At 72.2% G+C, this 17,673-nt stretch carries 17 protein-coding genes; 14 read left to right on the plus strand and 3 right to left on the minus strand.

What is annotated here, in order from left to right:
• Nucleotides 1-323 precede the first annotated feature (323 nt).
• From dnaK to ACIGNX_RS06535, 5 genes are all read left to right on the plus strand, one after another.
• A complete protein-coding gene (dnaK, locus tag ACIGNX_RS06515; RefSeq protein WP_396537017.1) occupies nucleotides 324-2,174 on the plus strand; it encodes a molecular chaperone DnaK in 1,851 nt (616 codons plus the stop codon).
• Nucleotides 2,171-2,860 carry a nucleotide exchange factor GrpE gene (gene grpE, locus ACIGNX_RS06520; RefSeq protein WP_396537019.1) on the plus strand — a complete coding sequence of 230 codons (690 nt, stop codon included), beginning with the start codon at nucleotides 2,171-2,173 and terminating at the stop codon, nucleotides 2,858-2,860. Before dnaK ends, grpE begins: the two co-directional genes overlap by 4 nt.
• Before the next feature lie 19 nt (nucleotides 2,861-2,879).
• The gene (gene dnaJ / locus ACIGNX_RS06525) at nucleotides 2,880-4,052 is read left to right on the plus strand and encodes a molecular chaperone DnaJ (protein WP_396537021.1); all 1,173 of its coding nucleotides are present in this window, start codon (nucleotides 2,880-2,882) and stop codon (nucleotides 4,050-4,052) included.
• Nucleotides 4,049-4,471 (plus strand): heat shock protein transcriptional repressor HspR, encoded by a 423-nt coding sequence (locus tag ACIGNX_RS06530; RefSeq protein WP_396537023.1) that lies wholly within the window; start codon nucleotides 4,049-4,051, stop codon nucleotides 4,469-4,471. The genes dnaJ and ACIGNX_RS06530 overlap by 4 nt, the downstream gene beginning before the upstream one ends.
• A 229-nt stretch (nucleotides 4,472-4,700) precedes the next feature.
• Complete coding sequence (locus tag ACIGNX_RS06535; RefSeq protein WP_396537025.1) at nucleotides 4,701-5,378, plus strand: alpha/beta fold hydrolase; 678 nt, start codon at nucleotides 4,701-4,703, stop codon at nucleotides 5,376-5,378.
• 176 nt (nucleotides 5,379-5,554) lie between these two features.
• Here ACIGNX_RS06535 and ACIGNX_RS06540 read toward each other — a convergent pair whose 3' ends face one another.
• The gene (locus ACIGNX_RS06540; protein ID WP_396537027.1) at nucleotides 5,555-6,658 is read right to left on the minus strand and encodes an FAD-binding oxidoreductase; all 1,104 of its coding nucleotides are present in this window, start codon (nucleotides 6,656-6,658) and stop codon (nucleotides 5,555-5,557) included.
• 500 nt (nucleotides 6,659-7,158) lie between these two features.
• Nucleotides 7,159-7,539: a VOC family protein gene (locus ACIGNX_RS06545; protein ID WP_396537029.1), complete on the minus strand. Its 381-nt coding sequence runs from the start codon at nucleotides 7,537-7,539 to the stop codon at nucleotides 7,159-7,161.
• Between the two features lie 175 nt (nucleotides 7,540-7,714).
• Here ACIGNX_RS06545 and clpB point away from each other — a divergent pair, with 175 nt between their 5' ends.
• The 9 genes from clpB to ACIGNX_RS06590 all read left to right on the plus strand — a co-directional run bounded on the left by clpB (nucleotide 7,715) and on the right by ACIGNX_RS06590 (nucleotide 16,613).
• Entirely contained in the window at nucleotides 7,715-10,297 is a 2,583-nt protein-coding gene (gene clpB / locus ACIGNX_RS06550; RefSeq protein ID WP_396537031.1) for an ATP-dependent chaperone ClpB, read from the plus strand.
• A 436-nt stretch (nucleotides 10,298-10,733) separates the two neighbouring features.
• Nucleotides 10,734-11,429 (plus strand): hypothetical protein, encoded by a 696-nt coding sequence (locus ACIGNX_RS06555; RefSeq protein ID WP_396537033.1) that lies wholly within the window; start codon nucleotides 10,734-10,736, stop codon nucleotides 11,427-11,429.
• Nucleotides 11,426-12,205 carry an SDR family NAD(P)-dependent oxidoreductase gene (locus tag ACIGNX_RS06560; protein ID WP_396537035.1) on the plus strand — a complete coding sequence of 260 codons (780 nt, stop codon included), beginning with the start codon at nucleotides 11,426-11,428 and terminating at the stop codon, nucleotides 12,203-12,205. The genes ACIGNX_RS06555 and ACIGNX_RS06560 overlap by 4 nt, the downstream gene beginning before the upstream one ends.
• Nucleotides 12,206-12,299: 94 nt before the next feature.
• Entirely contained in the window at nucleotides 12,300-12,854 is a 555-nt protein-coding gene (pyrE, locus tag ACIGNX_RS06565) for an orotate phosphoribosyltransferase (protein WP_396538166.1), read from the plus strand.
• Nucleotide 12,855: 1 nt separating this feature from the next.
• Nucleotides 12,856-13,545 (plus strand): hypothetical protein, encoded by a 690-nt coding sequence (locus ACIGNX_RS06570; protein ID WP_396537037.1) that lies wholly within the window; start codon nucleotides 12,856-12,858, stop codon nucleotides 13,543-13,545.
• 69 nt (nucleotides 13,546-13,614) lie between these two features.
• Nucleotides 13,615-13,995 (plus strand): DUF2784 domain-containing protein, encoded by a 381-nt coding sequence (locus ACIGNX_RS06575; protein ID WP_396537039.1) that lies wholly within the window; start codon nucleotides 13,615-13,617, stop codon nucleotides 13,993-13,995.
• Nucleotides 13,996-14,085: 90 nt separating this feature from the next.
• The gene (locus ACIGNX_RS06580) at nucleotides 14,086-14,781 is read left to right on the plus strand and encodes a hypothetical protein (RefSeq protein WP_396537041.1); all 696 of its coding nucleotides are present in this window, start codon (nucleotides 14,086-14,088) and stop codon (nucleotides 14,779-14,781) included.
• 112 nt (nucleotides 14,782-14,893) lie between these two features.
• Nucleotides 14,894-15,511 (plus strand): TrmH family RNA methyltransferase, encoded by a 618-nt coding sequence (locus ACIGNX_RS06585; protein WP_396537043.1) that lies wholly within the window; start codon nucleotides 14,894-14,896, stop codon nucleotides 15,509-15,511.
• 25 nt (nucleotides 15,512-15,536) lie between these two features.
• Nucleotides 15,537-16,613, plus strand: a complete 1,077-nt coding sequence (locus ACIGNX_RS06590) for a glycoside hydrolase family 76 protein (protein WP_396537045.1) — start codon at nucleotides 15,537-15,539, stop codon at nucleotides 16,611-16,613.
• A 33-nt stretch (nucleotides 16,614-16,646) separates the two neighbouring features.
• Here ACIGNX_RS06590 and ACIGNX_RS06595 read toward each other — a convergent pair whose 3' ends face one another.
• Complete coding sequence (locus ACIGNX_RS06595; RefSeq protein WP_396537047.1) at nucleotides 16,647-17,603, minus strand: LacI family DNA-binding transcriptional regulator; 957 nt, start codon at nucleotides 17,601-17,603, stop codon at nucleotides 16,647-16,649.
• Between the last annotated feature and the right edge of the window lie 70 nt (nucleotides 17,604-17,673).

The following is a 17,673-nucleotide window of genomic DNA, read 5'->3' on the forward strand; positions in this document are numbered from 1 at the left end:
ATCGCCGCCCAGGCACGATCGGTCAGCTCGCCACGCCCCACCATGCCCAAGAACTACCAGACGCCCTGATCACCGGCTTACAGGACACTGCCTAGGCACCGACCACGCGGCCCCGGTCGGCGACACCCCTCGTGTCGCCGACCGGGGCCGTTCCGCGTCCGGAGTGGCCCGGATCACCGCCGGGCGGGAACACCGGGGCCGCCAGGCGCGTTGGACAGGCAGGAAGGTTGAGCCGGGTGGACTCAAGTCCACCGGTGCCGGTTAAACTTGAGCCGGTACCGCTCAATGCGGGGCTCTCACAGACGCACTACCAGGAGGAACCAATGGCGCGAGCGGTCGGCATCGACCTGGGGACGACCAACTCCGTCGTCGCGGTACTCGAGGGTGGCGAGCCGACGGTGATCGCCAACTCCGAGGGGTCGCGCACCACCCCGTCCATCGTGGCCTTCGCCAAGAACGGCGAGGTGCTCACCGGGCAGCCCGCCAAGAACCAGGCGGTGACCAACGTCGACCGCACCATCCGGTCCGTCAAGCGCCACATCGGCACGGACTGGAAGACGGCCGACATCGACGGCAAGCAGTACACGCCGCAGGAGATCAGCGCGCGCGTGCTGATGAAGCTCAAGCGCGACGCCGAGGCGTACCTGGGCGAGGAGATCACCGACGCGGTGATCACCGTCCCCGCCTACTTCGAGGACGCCCAGCGGCAGGCCACCAAGGAGGCCGGCCAGATCGCGGGCCTCAACGTGCTGCGCATCGTCAACGAGCCCACCTCCGCCGCCCTGGCCTACGGCCTCGACAAGGGCGACAAGGAGCAGACCATCCTGGTCTTCGACCTCGGTGGCGGCACGTTCGACGTCTCGCTGCTCGAACTCGCCGAGGGCGTCGTGGAGGTCAAGGCGACCTCCGGCGACAACCACCTCGGCGGCGACGACTGGGACCAGCGCATCGTGGACTGGCTGGTCGAGCGGTTCAAGCAGAGCAACGGCATCGACCTGACCAAGGACAAGATGGCGCTGCAGCGCATCCGCGAGGCCGCCGAGAAGGCCAAGATCGAGCTGTCCAGCTCGAACAACGCCTCCATCAACCTGCCCTACATCACCGTGGACGCGGACAAGAACCCGCTGTTCATGGACGAGACGCTGTCGCGCGCCGAGTTCCAGCGCATCACCAACGACCTGCTGGAGCGCACCCGCGCGCCGTTCAACAACGTGATCAAGGACGCCGGCATCAGCGTCGGCGACATCGACCACGTCGTGCTGGTCGGCGGCTCCACCCGCATGCCCGCCGTGGCCGAGCTGGTCAAGGAGCTGACCGGCGGCCGCGAGCCCAACAAGGGCGTCAACCCGGACGAGGTCGTCGCCGTCGGCGCCGCCCTCCAGGCCGGTGTGCTGAAGGGCGAGGTCAAGGACGTCCTGCTGCTCGACGTCACCCCGCTGTCCCTGGGCATCGAGACCAAGGGCGGCGTGATGACCAAGCTCATCGAGCGCAACACCACGATCCCGACCAAGCGCTCGGAGATCTTCACCACCGCCGACGACAACCAGCCGTCCGTGCAGATCCAGGTGTTCCAGGGTGAGCGCGAGTTCGCCCGGGACAACAAGAAGCTCGGCATGTTCGAGCTGACCGGCCTGCCGCCGGCGCCGCGGGGCGTCCCGCAGATCGAGGTCACCTTCGACATCGACGCCAACGGCATCGTGCACGTGTCGGCCAAGGACATGGGCACCGGCAAGGAACAGCGGATGACGATCACCGGCGGCTCGGCGCTGCCGAAGGACGACATCGAGCGGATGATCAAGGACGCCGAGGCGCACGCCGAGGAGGACAAGCGCCGCCGCGACGAGGCCGAGGTCCGCAACCAGGCCGAGACGCTGGTCTACCAGACGGAGAAGGTCCTCAAGGAGAACGAGGACAAGATCCCGGCCGACGTCAAGGAGAAGGTCACCGCGGCCATCGCCGAGACCACCGAGGCGCTCAAGGGCGAGGACATCGCCAAGGTCCGCGCCGCCGTGGAGAAGCTCGCCACGGAGTCCCAGGCCATCGGCCAGTCCCTGTACGCCAACGCACCCACGGCCGACGCCGCGGGCGCCGCGGGCGGCACGACCGCCGGCGACGCGCCCAAGGCCGACGACGTCGTGGACGCCGAGATCGTCGACGAGGACGAGAAGAAGTGACCAACCCCGAGGAACAGCCCCACGTGGTCGTGCGCGACCGCAGGCGCATCGACCCGGAGACCGGGCAGGTGCGGCAGGCGGCGCCCGACGAGGAAGCGCGGGCCGAAGCGGTGGCGGAGCCCGAGGGCGGCGGCAAGCACGCCGCCCCCGAGGCCCCCGACGACGCCCAGGCCGTGGCCGTCGACCCGTCCGTCGAGCTGAAGGCCCAGCTCGACGAGCGGACCGCCGACCTCCAGCGGTTGACCGCCGAGTACGCCAACTACCGCAAGCGCGTCGAGCGCGACCGGGAACTGGTGATCACCACGGCCAAGGCCCAGGTGGCGGGCGAACTGCTCGGCGTGCTGGACGACGTCGAGCGGGCCGGCGCCCACGGCGACCTCACCGGCGCGTTCAAGGCGGTGGCCGACAAGCTGGTCAGCGCCCTGCACGGCACCGGCCTCGAGCCGTTCGGGCACGAGGGCGAGGAGTTCGACCCGTCCGTCCACGAGGCCGTGCAGCACAGCACGTCCCCGGACGTCACCGGGCCGACCGTCACCGCCGTGCTCCGCCGCGGCTACCGGTTCGGCGAGCGCGTGCTGCGGCCCGCGCTGGTCGCCGTGACCGACCACGAGCCCGCCGCCGAGCAGGCCGCGGGCGAGCAGACCGAAGAGACCGCCGAGAAGCCGGTCGAAGAGCAGCAGGACTGAGGAAAGGGGGCGGCGTCCGTTGAGCGCTCGCGACTGGATCGAGAAGGACTTCTACCGCGAGCTGGGCGTCACCTCGGACGCCTCGGCCGACGAGATCAAGAAGGCGTACCGGAAGTTGGCGCGGGAACTGCACCCCGACGCCAACCCCGGTGACGCCAAGGCCGAGGCGCGGTTCAAGGCGGTGTCCGAGGCGTACGGCGTGCTGTCGGACAGCGCCAAGCGCAAGCAGTACGACGAGGCCCGCCGCCTCTTCGCCGGAGGCGGCGGGTTCCCCGGCGGCTTCGGCACGGGCGGCGGCGGGTTCGACGTCGGCGACCTGTTCGGCCGCCAGGGCGGCGCGCAACCCGGCGGCATGGGCGGCCTCGGCGACCTGCTCGGCGGCCTGTTCAACCGCCGGGGCGGCACGTCCGCGTCCGCGACCAGGCCCCGCCGCGGCGAGGACGTCGAGACCGACGTCCGCATCGACTTCACCGAGGCCGTCAAGGGCGCGACCGTGCCCATGCGCCTGTCCAGCCCCGCGACCTGCGGCACGTGCGCCGGGTCCGGCGCACGTCCCGGCACGTCGCCGCGGACCTGCCCGAACTGCGACGGCGCCGGCCTGGTGACCCGCAGCCAGGGCGCGTTCGCGTTCTCCGAGCCGTGCGCGGACTGCCGCGGCACCGGGCGCATCGTGGACGACCCGTGCCCCGAGTGCGGCGGCGACGGCGTGAGCACCAAGACCAGGACGCTGACGATCCGCATCCCCGCGGGCGTCGACGACGGCCAGCGCATCAGGCTGGCCGGCCAGGGCGAGCCGGGGCGCAACAACGGACCAGCCGGCGACCTGTACGTGCGCGTGCACGTCAACCCGCACCCCGTCTTCGGCCGGTCGGGCAACGACCTGACCGTGACCGTGCCGGTGACCTTCCCCGAGCTGGCGCTGGGCACGACGTTGACCGTGCCGACGCTCGAGGGCAAGGTGACCTTGAAGGTGCCCGCGGGCACGGCCAGCGGCCGCGTGCTGCGGGCGAAGGGCAAGGGCATCGCCCGGCGCGACGGCCAGGTCGGCGACCTGCTGATCACCTTGAACGTCGCGGTGCCCAACAACATGGACGCCGCAGCCCGGGAGGCGTTGGAGAACTACGCGTCGGTGACGGCGAAGCACGACCCGCGCGCGGAGCTCAACGCCCTGTTGGAGAAGAGGTCGGTGTGAGCTTCCCGTTCCCGCCCGGCACCGACGAGGACACCCCGTTCTTCGTCATCTCCGTGGCGGCCCAGCTGTCCGGTCTGCACGCGCAGACCCTCCGCGCCTACGACCGGTTGGGCCTGGTGTCGCCGGGCCGCACGTCCGGCGGCGGGCGGCGGTACTCGATGCGCGACATCGTGCTGCTGCGGGAGGTGCAGCGGCTGTCGCAGGAGGAGGGCGTCAACCTCGCCGGCATCAAGCGGATCATCGAGCTGGAGAACGAGGTCGGCGCGCTGCGGGCGAAGGTGCAGGAGCTGACCGAGCAGCTGTCCAACGCGATGGCCGCCGCCGAGCACGCCGCCGCGTCGGTGCACGCCTCCTACCGCCGCGACCTGGTGCCGGTGCGGCACGAGACGGCCCTGGTCGTCTGGAAGCCGAAGCGCTGACCGGCCCCGAGCCGCCCACCGCGTCGCCCGATGGGGTGATCATGTCGCGACAATGTACGGAAACGCCGTTACCACACCTCGGTTAGAACGAGGAACCCCGCGACCACCACCCCACCCGCACCTACCCACCCGCCCGCAGCCACCCACCACACCCACCCACCGCACTCACGCCCACCCACCACACTCACGCTTACCCACCACACCGCCCGCCGCCCGGATGGGGACCCACGTGGACTTCGTCTTCGTGCACGGCACCACCCAGTCACCGGCCTCCTGGCGTCCGGTGGCCGACCTGCTCCGCGGCCGCGGCCACCGGACCGTGGCCGTGGACCTGCCGACCGACCGGCCGGAGCTGCGCGCCACCGACTACGCCGCGATCGCCCGCGCCCAAGCGGGCGACGCGCTGGCCCCGGTGCTGGTGGGCCACTCCGGCGCGGGCCTGCTGATGCCGGCCATCGCCCGGGCCGTGGCCGCGTCGCACCTGGTGTGGGTGGCCGCGGTGGTGCCCGGCCCGGTGTCCCTGGCCGACGAGCTGTCCGTCGACACGGGCGAGATGTTCAACCCGGAGTGGCGCGCCCTCACCGAGCCGCCCACCGCGGACCCCGTGGTCGCCGCGTACTTCCTGTTCCACGACTGCGACCTGGCCGGCGTGCGCGCAGGCCTGCGGACGTTGCGGCTGTTCCACCCCGTCGCCACGTACCGCGAGGTGCACGAGGTGCCGCAGCTGCCGTCGACCTACGTCCTGCCGCGCGAGGACCGCACGTTGCGGCCGTCGTGGATGCGGCGCGCGGCGCGTGAGCGGCTCGGGGTCGAGGCGATCGAGGTCGAGGGCGGGCACTGCCCGCAGACGAGCCGTCCGGCGACGTTGGCGGCGATCCTCGGTGCGGCGTGGCCCGGACGGGCGTGAGGAGCTGTCGCCCGGACGGGTGGCGACGGGCTCCGGCGATGGCGGTGTGCGGTCAGGACGGCGCGGGGTGCCGCCGAGGCCGTCCGGGCGGCCGTGACCGCCGAGGCGGCCACAGCTGGGTGCACGGCGCGGCGGCCGAAGTGGCTCCGTGAGGTGAAAGTTTTTCGGGAAGTGGCTCAGTCCAGGGTGAACGGGTCGTACTTGATCCGGTCCAGCGGGGTGCCGGCGACCAGCATGCGGGACACCGTCGCCCGGATCATGGACGGTGAGCCGCACACCAGCACGTCCCGGTCCTCCCACGCCCCGTAACGGGTGACCACGTCGGCGAGCGTGCCCTGCTCCACGCCCCGCGCGCCGGGGTCCGACTCCAGCACCGGCACGACGGTCAGCCACGGGTTGGTCATGGCGAACCGCTGGAGGTTGTCCAGGTCGTACAGGTCCTCCCGGGTCCGCCCGCCCAGGAACAGGTGCACCCTCGGGTTCTCGCCCCACTGCGCCATCTCGTCGATGATCGCGTGCATCGGCGCGACCCCGGTCCCGCCGGCGACCATCAGCACGTCCCGCCCGGACTTGCGGTCGACGCTCAGCCGGCCCATCGGCGGACCGATGCGCCACACGTCGCCGCGCTGCGTGTGCCCCACCACCGAACGGCTGACCCACCCGCCCTCGACCGAGCGAATGTGGAACTCGATGATGCCGTCGTCACGGGGTGCGTTGGCGGGCGAGTAGTACCGCCACAGGCGCGGGCGCTGGGGCGTCTCGACGCTGACGTACTGCCCCGCCCGGTACCCGACCGGGTGATCCGGTTGCAGCCGGACGACCGCCAGGTCCCAGCTCACGCGCTGGTGGTCCAGCACGGTGGCGTGCCAGTAGGCCGGGCCGTCGTCGGCGGCCGCCGCCTCCTGCATCGCCCGCGCCATGATCGTGTACGCCTCGGCCCACGCCATCTCGACCTGCGGCGTCCACGCGGGCCCGGCGTACTTCTTCACCGCCGCCAGCAGGGCCGTGCCGACGGACTCGTAGTGCACGTTCACGACGCCGAACTTGCGGTGGTCGCGCCCGAGCTGCCGCAGGAACGGGATGAGGTCGTCCGGCCGGTCCACCATCTGCACGACGTGGACGAGGGCGCGCAGCAGGCGGCTGCGCTGCACCTCCATGTTCACGGGGAACATCTCGCGGGTCGCCGGCGCGAGGCTGAAGAGCATGCCGTAGAAGAACTTGGCCACCTCTTCGGAGCGCGGCTCCACCACCGCGAAGCTCTCCCGGATCATCCGCACCATGGCGGTGACCCCGGGGGGAGGTTGGCGGTGTGGCGGGGTAGGGATGGGGCTCAACACGGCGTTCGCAGTCATGGTCCGGGCGCAGTCTCCACGTTTCTGGCGGCGCCAGCAAGGGCGCTACGTCCTCGTCAAGCTTCCATCCCCGACGAGGGGACACTAACCCGCCAACTGGCCGGTTGACTCCTTGATGCCACCTTCGAGTGCAGTGCGGTCACGGACGGTTGCAGACAGTTCCCGCGAACGGGTGGGCATTCCCCATCACATATACCGAATCTAGCGGTCTTCGCCCACCTCCAGGTGCACTAGACCTCACGGCATGTGGCTCACCCGACATCGCCGGCACGTCCGGCCGGCGCTCCGGTGCCCACGTTCACCCCGGTGGCGGCCGGCAGACCGCGGCGGTGCGGTGGGCCGCAATCGCCTGTGGATTCCCACCTGCGGATTGTGGACAACTTCGGCTCGGCTGTGGACAAGCTGCTACGACATCCGGGTGACCCGGGTCAGCCCTGCTCGGACCGCTCCGCTGCGCTGCGTTCAACGCAGAACTCGTTGCCCTCCGGGTCGGCCAGCACGACCCAGCCCGTGCCGTCCGGTCGGCGCATGTCCGACACCAGCGCCGCCCCGATCCCCAGCAGCCGCTCCACCTCGGCGTCGCGCGGGATGTCGGGCCGCAGGTCGAGGTGCAGCCGGTTCTTCACGGCCTTGGGCTCGGGGACCTGGATGAACAGCAGCCCCGGCCCCTCGCCGAGCGCGACGAGCGCTTCGGGGTCGCCCGGCTGGTCGTCGGCGGAGATCGGCCGGCCGGTGACCTGGCTCCAGAAGCCGGCCAGCGCGTAGGCGTCCCGGCAGTCGACGGTGATGTGGTGCACGAGTGAGGTCATCGGCCAATCCTGGGGGCGGGGTCCGTTCGGTCGCACGTCGATTTCCGGCCGTGGCCCACGCCACACGCTTCCGCTAGGTTGAGCGGAACAGGCTCAACTTTTCTGACGTTGATCCGGATGAAGGCTGGTGCGCGACGCCGGCCCCTGCGGCAGGAACACCCGACCGAGGTGAGGAATGGACGCTTTCAACCCGACCACGAAGACGCAACAGGCCGTGTCCGCCGCCGTGCAGGCGGCGACCATCGCGGGCAACCCCGACGTCGGCCCGGTCCACCTCCTCGGCGCGCTGCTGGCGCAGGGCGACGGCCTGACCGCGCCCCTGCTCTCGGCCGTCGGCGCCGACCCGAAGCAGGTGCACAAGGAGCTGGAGCAGCTGACCAGGGCGCTGCCCGCGGCCAGCGGCTCGTCCGTGTCCGCGCCCCAGTTCTCCCGCGACGCGGTCCGGGTGCTGGGCAAGGCGCAGGAGCTCGCCACCGAGATGGGCGACGAGTACGTGTCGACCGAGCACCTGCTGGTCGGCCTCGCCCAGCACGGCGGCCAGGTCGCCGACCTGCTGCGCCGCCACGGCGCGAGCCCCGAGTCGCTCAAGGAGGCGTTCGGCCGGGTCCGCGGCTCCGCGCGGGTCACCAGCCCCGACCCGGAGGGCACCTACCAGGCGCTGGAGAAGTACGGCGTCGACCTGACCGAGCGCGCCCGCAAGGGCGAGTTGGACCCGGTCATCGGCCGTGACGCCGAGATCCGCCGCGTGGTGCAGGTGCTGTCGCGCCGCACGAAGAACAACCCGGTGCTGATCGGCGAGCCCGGCGTCGGCAAGACCGCCATCGTCGAGGGCCTGGCGCAGCGCATCGTCGCCGGCGACGTGCCCGAGAGCCTGCGCGGCAAGAAGGTCGTCGCGCTCGACCTCGGCGCGATGGTCGCGGGCGCGAAGTACCGCGGCGAGTTCGAGGAGCGGCTGAAGGCCGTGCTCAAGGAGATCACGGACTCGGCCGGCCAGGTCATCACGTTCATCGACGAGCTGCACACGATCGTGGGCGCGGGCGCGACCGGCGAGTCCGCCATGGACGCGGGCAACATGATCAAGCCGATGCTGGCCCGCGGCGAGCTGCGGATGGTCGGCGCGACCACGCTGGACGAGTACCGCGAGCGCGTCGAGAAGGACCCGGCCCTGGAGCGCCGCTTCCAGCAGGTCTTCGTCGGCGAACCGTCCGTCGAGGACACCATCGGCATCTTGCGCGGCCTCAAGGACCGCTACGAGGTGCACCACGGCGTGCGCATCACCGACGCCGCGCTGGTCGCCGCCGCCACCCTGTCCGACCGCTACATCACCGCCCGCTTCCTCCCGGACAAGGCCATCGACCTGGTGGACGAGTCCGCGTCCCGGCTGCGCATGGAGATCGACTCCCGCCCGGTCGAGATCGACGAGGTCGAGCGCGCCGTGCGGCGGCTGGAGATCGAGGAGATGGCGCTGGCCAAGGAGTCCGACCCGGCCTCCGTGGAACGGCTGGCCGCGCTGCGCGCCGAGCTGGCCGAGAAGCGCGAGGACCTCGCCGGGCTGACGGCGCGCTGGCAGAACGAGAAGGGCTCCATCGAGAAGGTCCGCGACCTCAAGGAGCAGCTGGAGCAGCTGCGCGGCGAGTCGGAGCGGGCCGAGCGGGACGGCGACCTGGGCCGTGCCGCGGAGCTGCGGTACGGGCGCATCCCGGCGTTGGAGAAGGAGCTGGAGGAGGCGACCCGCACCACGCAGGACGCCGCCGTGATGCTGAAGGAGGAGGTCGGCCCGGACGACGTGGCCGACGTGGTCTCCGCGTGGACCGGCATCCCGGCGGGCAGGCTGCTGGAGGGCGAGACGGCGAAGCTCCTGCGCATGGAGGAGGAGCTGGGCAGGCGCGTGGTCGGGCAGGCGGAGGCCGTCCGGGTGGTGTCGGACGCGGTCCGGCGCACCCGCGCGGGCGTGGCCGACCCGGACCGGCCGACCGGCTCGTTCCTGTTCCTCGGCCCGACCGGCGTCGGCAAGACGGAGCTGGCGAAGGCGCTGGCGGAGTTCCTGTTCGACGACGAGCGCGCCATGATCCGGATCGACATGAGCGAGTACTCCGAGAAGCACTCGGTGGCCCGGCTCGTCGGCGCGCCCCCCGGGTACGTCGGCTACGACCAGGGCGGCCAGCTGACGGAGTCGGTCCGGCGCCGCCCGTACTCGGTCGTGCTGCTGGACGAGGTCGAGAAGGCTCACCCGGACGTGTTCGACGTGCTGCTGCAGGTGCTGGACGACGGCCGGCTGACCGACGGCCAGGGCCGCACGGTGGACTTCCGCAACACGATCCTGGTGCTGACCTCGAACCTCGGCTCGCACTTCATCGCGGACGCCACCCTGGACGAGCTGCAGCGCAAGGACGCCGTGATGTCGATCGTGCGCACGCACTTCAAGCCGGAGTTCCTGAACCGGCTGGACGACGTCGTGGTGTTCCACTCGCTGGCGACCGAGGAGCTGACGTCCATCGTGGACATCCAGGTCGACCGGCTCGGCAAGCGCCTTGCGCAGCGGCGGCTGCACCTGGAGGTCACGCCCGCGGCCCGGGAGTGGCTGGCGCTGAACGGCTTCGACCCGGTGTACGGCGCGCGGCCGCTGCGGCGGCTGGTGCAGTCGTCGATCGGCGACCAGTTGGCGAAGGAGCTGCTGGCGGGCGAGGTGCGGGACGGCGACACCGTGAAGGTCGAGGTGCTGGACGACCACTCGGGCCTGATCGTCGGCCGGTCCTGACCGGTCTTGTTCGGACGTGCCCGGCGAGGTGTCGACACCTCGCCGGGCACGTCCGCGTTCACCTGGCGATTCGATGCCGCCCGGCAAACCCTCGCGGGACCTCCGCCCGGTCTGTCTGCGGCTCGGTCTGGCGGGGGGCTGGTCTGTCTGTGGGCCCGGTCTGGCGGCGGCCCGGTTGCGGAGCCGGCTGCGCAGGCGTCCCCGACCGGGGGACCCCTGGTTTTACTCTGCCGGCCGGCACCGACAGCGGGGGTAAGGGCGGCCCGTGCCTGTGGACAACGCCGTGGCCTGTGGATAAGTCGGGGTCGGCGTTCGGCCCGCCCGCCGTGGCGCGCGCCACGTCCCCCGCGCGATCCGGGTAACAGCTTGATCCGTTCGCGCGAACCACGCCCCAAGTGATCTTCGTTTGTTCACCGCCGCCCGCTACTCTCGCACCGTGGGCATACCGGCGTGGGTCTGGTTCACCGTCGCCGCGGTCGCGGGCGTCGCGGGGTTCGCCCTGCTCGCGACCGACCGGGCGCAGCGAACCGCGCGTAACCGCGAGCGCCGCCGCTGGGCGGCGCTGCGCGGCTGGCAGTTCGAGGAGACCGACCACGTGCTGCCCACCCGCTGGGAGAGCGGCGCGATCGCCTACTACGGCGCGGGCGTCGCCAAGGACGTCGTCGCGGGCTCGACCTTCACCGCCGACGGCCGCCGCCAGGTCTACGTGCTCGACCACGAGACCGGCGGCAAGGTCAACTCCGTGCTCGTCGGCGTGCGCTGCCGCAAGCCGCTGTCCGTGGTCGTCGAGCTGTGGCTGCCCAGCGTGCCGTTCCAGCGCGACCAGATGCCCGACCTGCTCGGACCGGTCGGCTCGCGGTACGCGTTCGTCAGCGAGCTGCCCGCCGCGCGCAAGCTCATCACCCCCGACCTGGTCGACGCGGCCGAGGAGATCGGCGGCGACGTCACCGTCGTGTGGCTGGAGGACGACTGGGTGCTCGCCGCCGCGCCGCCCAACTCCACGCCCGCCCGCCTGGAGCGGCTGCTGCGCGACCTCGGCGAGCTGGCCGACGTGATCGACCCGTTCGAGGCCGACCCCGAGGCCGAAGCCGGTGGCGAGGTCCACCGCCCGCAGTTCGGGCGCAAGCCGTGACGCCGCCCACCGCCCTGGTGACGGGCGCGTCGTCGGGCATCGGCGCGGCGTTCGCCCGCAGGCTCGCCGCCGAGGGCCACGACCTGGTGCTGGTCGCCCGCGACGAGCGCCGCCTGGAGGAGACGGCGGCCAAGCTGCGCGCCGCGCACGGCATCACCGCCGAGGTGCTGCCCGCCGACCTGGCCGCGGAGGCCGGTCGCGCGAAGGTCGCCGACTTCCTCGCCGGACGCGAGGTGGACCTGCTGGTCAACAACGCCGGCTTCGCGATCTCCGGCGAGTTCTCCACCGCCGACCCGCGCGACCTGCGGTCCCAGCTCGACGTGAACGTGACGAGCGTGCTGCTGCTGACCCGCGCGGCGCTGCCCGGGATGGTGGCGCGGGGCCGGGGCGCGGTGGTCAACGTGTCCAGCGTCGCCGGGTTCCTGCCCGGCCGCGGCACCAGCTACAGCGCCGACAAGGCGTGGGTGACGTCGTTCTCCGAGGGCATGGCGATGGCCACGGCGGGCACGGGGGTGCGCGTGCTGGCGCTGTGCCCCGGGTTCGTGCGCACCGAGTTCCACCAGCGGGCGCGGATCGACATGTCCAAGACGCCCGACCTGCTCTACCTCGACGCCGACCGGGTGGTGCACGAGTGCCTCGCCGACCTGCGCTCGGGCAAGGTGCTGTCCGTCCCGGGGACCCAGTACAAGGCGATCACGACGTTCGCCCGGCTGGTCCCGCGCGCGCTGGTGCGCCGCATCGCCTCCCGCGTGGCGGGCGGGCGCGGGCGCACCTGAGGGCGGACGCCGGCGGGGGTGTCGGCGCCGGGGCGGGTAACGGTGTGTTGGCGCGCGGCGCGATGTGACACTCTTGGGACCCGTGCGAACTGATGTGGTCCTGGACGCCGCGGCGAAGGCCGAGCTGGCGCGGTTGGTGAGCGAGTTGGCCGTGGTGCACGGCAAGGTGACGCTGTCCTCGGGCGCCGAGGCCGACTACTACATCGACCTGCGCCGGGCGACGCTGCACCACGCCGCGGCACCGCTGATCGGCAGGCTGCTGCGGCAGCTCACCGCCGACTGGGACTACGTGGCCGCGGGCGGGCTGACGCTGGGCGCCGACCCGGTCGCGTGCGCGATGATGCACGCCGCCGCGGCGTCCGGCGAGGTGCTCGACGCGTTCGTCGTGCGCAAGGCCGCCAAGCAGCACGGCATGCAGCGGCAGATCGAGGGCATCGAGGTCGCCGGGCAGCGCGTGCTCGCCGTCGAGGACACCTCCACCACCGGCGGCAGCGTGCTGACCGCCGTGGAGGCGCTGCGCGCGAACGGCGCGACGGTGGTCGGCGTGGCGACGGTCGTGGACCGGGGCACGGGCGCGCGCGAGGTCATCGAGGACGCCGGCCTGCCGTACCGGTACCTGCTGGACCTGAACGACCTGGGCCTGGCCTGACGTGGTCGCGCTGGTCCTGCTGCTGGTGATCGTGGCGATCCTGGGTGTCGGGGTCGCCGTGGGGTTGTCCCGCCGCAAGCGGAACCCGTTCGCGAACCAGGAGTTCGTGAACCAGTGGGAGCAGGGCATGCGGGCGCTGGAGGCGTCGCTGGGCTGGCGGTTCGTCGCCGAGGACCAGGGCTTCCAGGAGCGCGTGCCGCAGGTCGGGCGGATGCTGGAGGCCGACCGGAGCCGGGTGAAGTTCCAGCTCGTCGGCCACTGGCGCGGGGTGCCCGTGCTCGCCGTCGAGGTGGTGTTCCGCGCGGACAACGTGGTCGCGTCGGAGTACCGCACGTACACGGTGGTGGTCGTGCCGCGGCCCATGCCGGGCCCGTGGGTGCTGATCAGCCCGCGCAACGACAGCGTGTGGGGCCTGTTCGAGCAGTTCGTGGCGACCGGCGACCCGGCGTTCGACAGCCGCTACGAGGTGCGCCGCCGCAACCCCGCGTTCGCCTCCGCCCTGCTCGGCTTGGGACTCGCCCAGGCGCTGCTGCAGGACCCGCGGGCGAACGGGGTGGCGATCGCGTTCGACGAGCACAACCTCGCCGCCGCCGTGCCGGGCCCGCTGCTCCAGGCGCCGCTGGCGCCCCTGGCCGACCTGCTGCTGGACGTGGCGGGCCGGGTGCCCTGGCAGGCGTTGCCGCGCGGCTGAGGGCCGGCCCACACGTCATTCGCCGACGCGCGATCACCCGGCGGCCTAGTCTGGCAGCGGGAGGTCGCTATGGTCGCGCGCGCGTTCGCCGAGCTCGTCATGGTGGTGCACTTCGCCGTTCTCGTCTTCCTGGTGGTCGGGGGTTTCCTGGCCTGGCGCTGGCCGAGGGTGCTGTACTTCCACCTGGCCATGGCCACCTGGGGCCTGCTGATCGTGCTGTTCCCGCTCGCCTGCCCCCTGACCTGGCTGGAGAACGAGCTGCGCGCCGCCTCCGGCCAACCGCGGCTGGTGGTGGGCTTCATCGACACCTACATCGACGGCGTCCTCTACCCGGACTCCGCGGCCCGCCTCGTGCAGGTGCTGGTGGCACTCGTCGTGGTCACCTCGTGGACCGGGTACTACCTGAAACGGCGCGAGTCCTCTCCGACCCGCACGGAGGCTTGTCGCTGAACCGGTCCAACACCCCGGTTCGGCTCTTCGGGTCAACCATCGTCGATCACCCTTTCAAAGCCTTATCCTTCGGGTTGAGGGGGTGGCGCGATGAGTTTGTTTCGACCTCGGAAGAGTGCGCGGAGCGACCTTTATCCCGAGCTCCTGGCTTATTACTGTGATTTGATCGAACGGGAACGAGGGCAACGTTGGCGCGTCCAAGCCTGGGCTCAGGAAGTCCGCGTCGGCGAGAACGGTGACGTGGACCAGCGCCTGTGCTTCACGGTGGTGGCGGAGTGCGACCGCCTCGACTTCGTGAGCTTCCACGACGGGGTCAACTGGAACTGGCCGCAGGCGCACCAGGACCAGGTCCGGATCGAGGTTCGCACCTCGGAGAGGCACGGTCTCGGGGGCACACGTCTGGACATCACCCACCACTGGACCCGCGGTGGCCGGATCAAGACGTTCATCCACCTCGATCGGCCGATCTCCCGCGGCGAGGAGTTCACGTTCGTGGCCGACATCTCCTGGCCCCGGAAGTGCTTGCCCTTCGTCCGGGGTGAGGGCCCGGACAGTTTTCTCGTGTCCTTCAGCGAGATCACCAGCCTGATCGAATACCGGATCGTGCTCCCGAAGCGGTGGACGGTCAACTTCGAACACCTCGGCCTCATCCCCGGTCGGGACGATTACGTCCTGACCGCGTCCGTGAACCGGGACGGTTGCCCGGTGGCCTCGCTGACCGTGCGCGACCTGCCGAGCTACCGGAAGGTCGGCATGAAGCTCGACCTGTCGCCCTCGGCGGCGTGACTACGATCGCCACGGTCTGTCCGGAGCCGGGGGTGACGTGGAACAGCGAGTGGTCCTCGAGGGGTTTCACGCCGTCAAGCACGCGGTTCGGTTCGGGGCGGTGGTGGGGACCGTGGTGGTGCTCGACCGGGACGCGGCGGTCGGGTTGGCGCGGACGCACGCGCCCGACCTGGTGGAGGTCTTCGAGCGGGCCGCGGTGGTGACGCGCGCGGAGTTCGAGCGGGTGATCGGGCGGGGTCACCCGACCGGGGTCGGCGGGATCGCCGAACGGCCCGCGCCCGGACCGGTCGCACCGCGCGGCGCGCCCCTCGTGCTGCTGGACAACCCGCGCAACCTCGGCAACTTCGGCGCGGTCATCCGGGTGGCGGCCGGGCTCGGGGCCGGCGGGGTCGTGTCCCTGGGCGACGTCGACCCGTGGCACCCGAACGTCCTGCGCGGCAGCGCCGGGTTGCACTTCGCGCTGCCCGTCGGGCGGTTGTCGGGGGTGGACGACGTCGACGGGACGGTGATCGCGTTCGACGCCGGCGGCCGGGACCTGCGGGACGTGCGGATCCCCGACGACGCCGTGCTGGCCTTCGGCTCCGAGCGCCACGGGCTGTCGGCGCTGGTGCGGGACCGCGCCGACCTCGTGGTCTCGCTGCCCATGCGCCCGAAGGTGTCCAGCTACAACCTGACCACCAGCGTCGCCATGGGCCTCTACCACTGGGAACTGTTCCGACGAGCTTCTTGAACGGTTCAGTCGGCACGCTGGTGGCGTGACCTCACCCAAGCTCCTGGCCGCGCGCGCCGGCGTCGCCGAACGCGCGGTCGAGTCCCGGCACCTGCGTCGGGTCTGGGGAGTGCCGGGCACGGTCCTCGGCGCGGTCGCCTGGCCCCTCGACTGGTCGGGCCGGGCGCACGTCCGGTTCAGCTACTGGTGGCAGGCGCACCTGCTCGACTGCGTGCTGGACGCCCAGCTCCGCTCGCCGAAGCAGGCGCGCGTGGCGCTGGTGCGGCGGCTCGTGCGCGGCATCCGGCTGCGCAACCTGGTCGGCTGGACCAACGACTTCTACGACGACGTGGCGTGGCTCGGCCTGGCGCTGCTGCGCGCCGAGCGGGAGGTCGGCGTCGCGCGGCCCCGGGCCGTCACCGCGATCGCCGACCGGCTGCGCGCCGGCTGGACCGACCACGGCGGCGGCGGCATCTGGTGGCGGCGCGACGACGACTTCAAGAACGTGCCCGCCAACGGCCCGGCCGCGATCTTCTTCGCCCGACTGGGCGCGCGGGCCGACCTCGGCCGCGCGCGGTCCATCGTGAACTGGGTCGAGGAGGCCCTGGTCGACCCGGAGACCGGGCTGGCGTGGGACGGGCTGCACGTGCGCCCCGACGGCACGGTCCGCGAGGTCGAGAAGAACTTCTACACCTACTGCCAGGGCGTCCTGCTCGGCGCGTGCGTCGAGCTGGGCGGTCGCTACCAGGACAAGGCGGCGCGGATCGTCGACGCCGTGGACAAGCACCTGGCCGCCGACGGCGTGCTGCGCGGGCACGGCGGGGGTGACGGCGGCCTGTTCGGCGGCATCCTCACCCGCTACCTGGCGCAGGCGGCGCTGCGCCTGGACCGGCCGCAGGCGGCGACGGCGGCGGACCTCGTGCACCGCTCCGCGGAGGCGGTGTGGGCCAACCGGACGGCGGTGGTGAGCGGGCCGCTGTTCGGCCCGGACTGGGCGCGGCCCGCGGTCAGGCCGTCCGGGCGCGAGCCCGAGCGCGACCTGTCCGTCCAGCTCGGCGGGTGGATGGCGCTGGAGGCCGCCGCCCTGCTGGAGCGCAACGACGTCCTGCCCGCGCGGACCTGAGCGCCGTCGGTGGCAGCTCGTCGGTGGCGACCGTCAGTGGCAGCCGCACGACCGGCGGTGCCGCAGCACGGGCGGCAGCCGGATCGTCTCCGGGGCCCGCTCCGGGTCCGCGATGCGCGCCAGCAGCAGCCGCACCGCCCGCCGCCCGATCTCCTCCACCGGCTGCGCCATCGCGGTCAGCGGCGGGTCGACCAGCTCGGCCCACTCCACCTCGTCGTAGGTGACCAGGGCCAGGTCCGCGCCGATCCGCACGCCCCGCGCGCGTGCCGCGTGCAGCACGTCGATCAGCACCTGGTGGTCGTTCACCACCACGCCCGTGACCCGGCCGAGCAGCGGCTCCAGCGCCGGCCGCACCAGGTCCTCGTCCCACGCCAGCCCCGCCCGGCCCAGGCCGAGCCGGTAGCCGAGCACCCGCTCGTCGGTGGTCGCGAGGCCCGGCTGGCCCGACACCAGCCCGATCCGCCGGTGCCCCAGCTCGGCGAGGTGCCGGACCAGGGTGGACGTGGCCTGCACGTTCTCCGGGCCCACCTGGTCGACGTCCTTGGCCACGGTCAGCCGGTCCACCAGCACCGTCGGCACGCCCAGCCGGCGCAGCTCCGGCAGCGCGGCCGACCCCGACGTCGGTGTGAGCAGCACCCCGTCCACCCGGCGCGAGCGGAGCATCCGCACCGCGGCCTGCTCGGACTCGGCCGAGTCGCGGGTGTCGATCAGCACCAGCGTGTAGCCGGCGGCGGTCGCCTCGCTCTCGATCGCCGCGATCAGCTCGGCGAAGTACGGGTGCGACACCAGCGACACCGCGAGGCCCAGGGACTTCGTGCCGCCGGTCACCAGCGAGCGGGCGATGGCGTCGCCGGTGTAGCCGGTCTCCTCGATCGCCTTCAGCACCCGGTCCCGGGTCGCGGCGGCGACCGGCCTGGTCTCGTTGATCACGTGTGAGACCGTGGTGATGGAGACGCCGGCGAGCTGGGCGACCTCCCGCATGGTGACCATGGACTCGTCCCCGTTCGGGCCGGCGCAAGCGATTGCGTGGGGACTTTACCCCGTTGGGAGGGCAGGACGT

It is taken from the genome of Actinosynnema sp. NPDC053489, assembly GCF_044544865.1.
GTDB lineage: Bacteria > Actinomycetota > Actinomycetes > Mycobacteriales > Pseudonocardiaceae > Actinosynnema.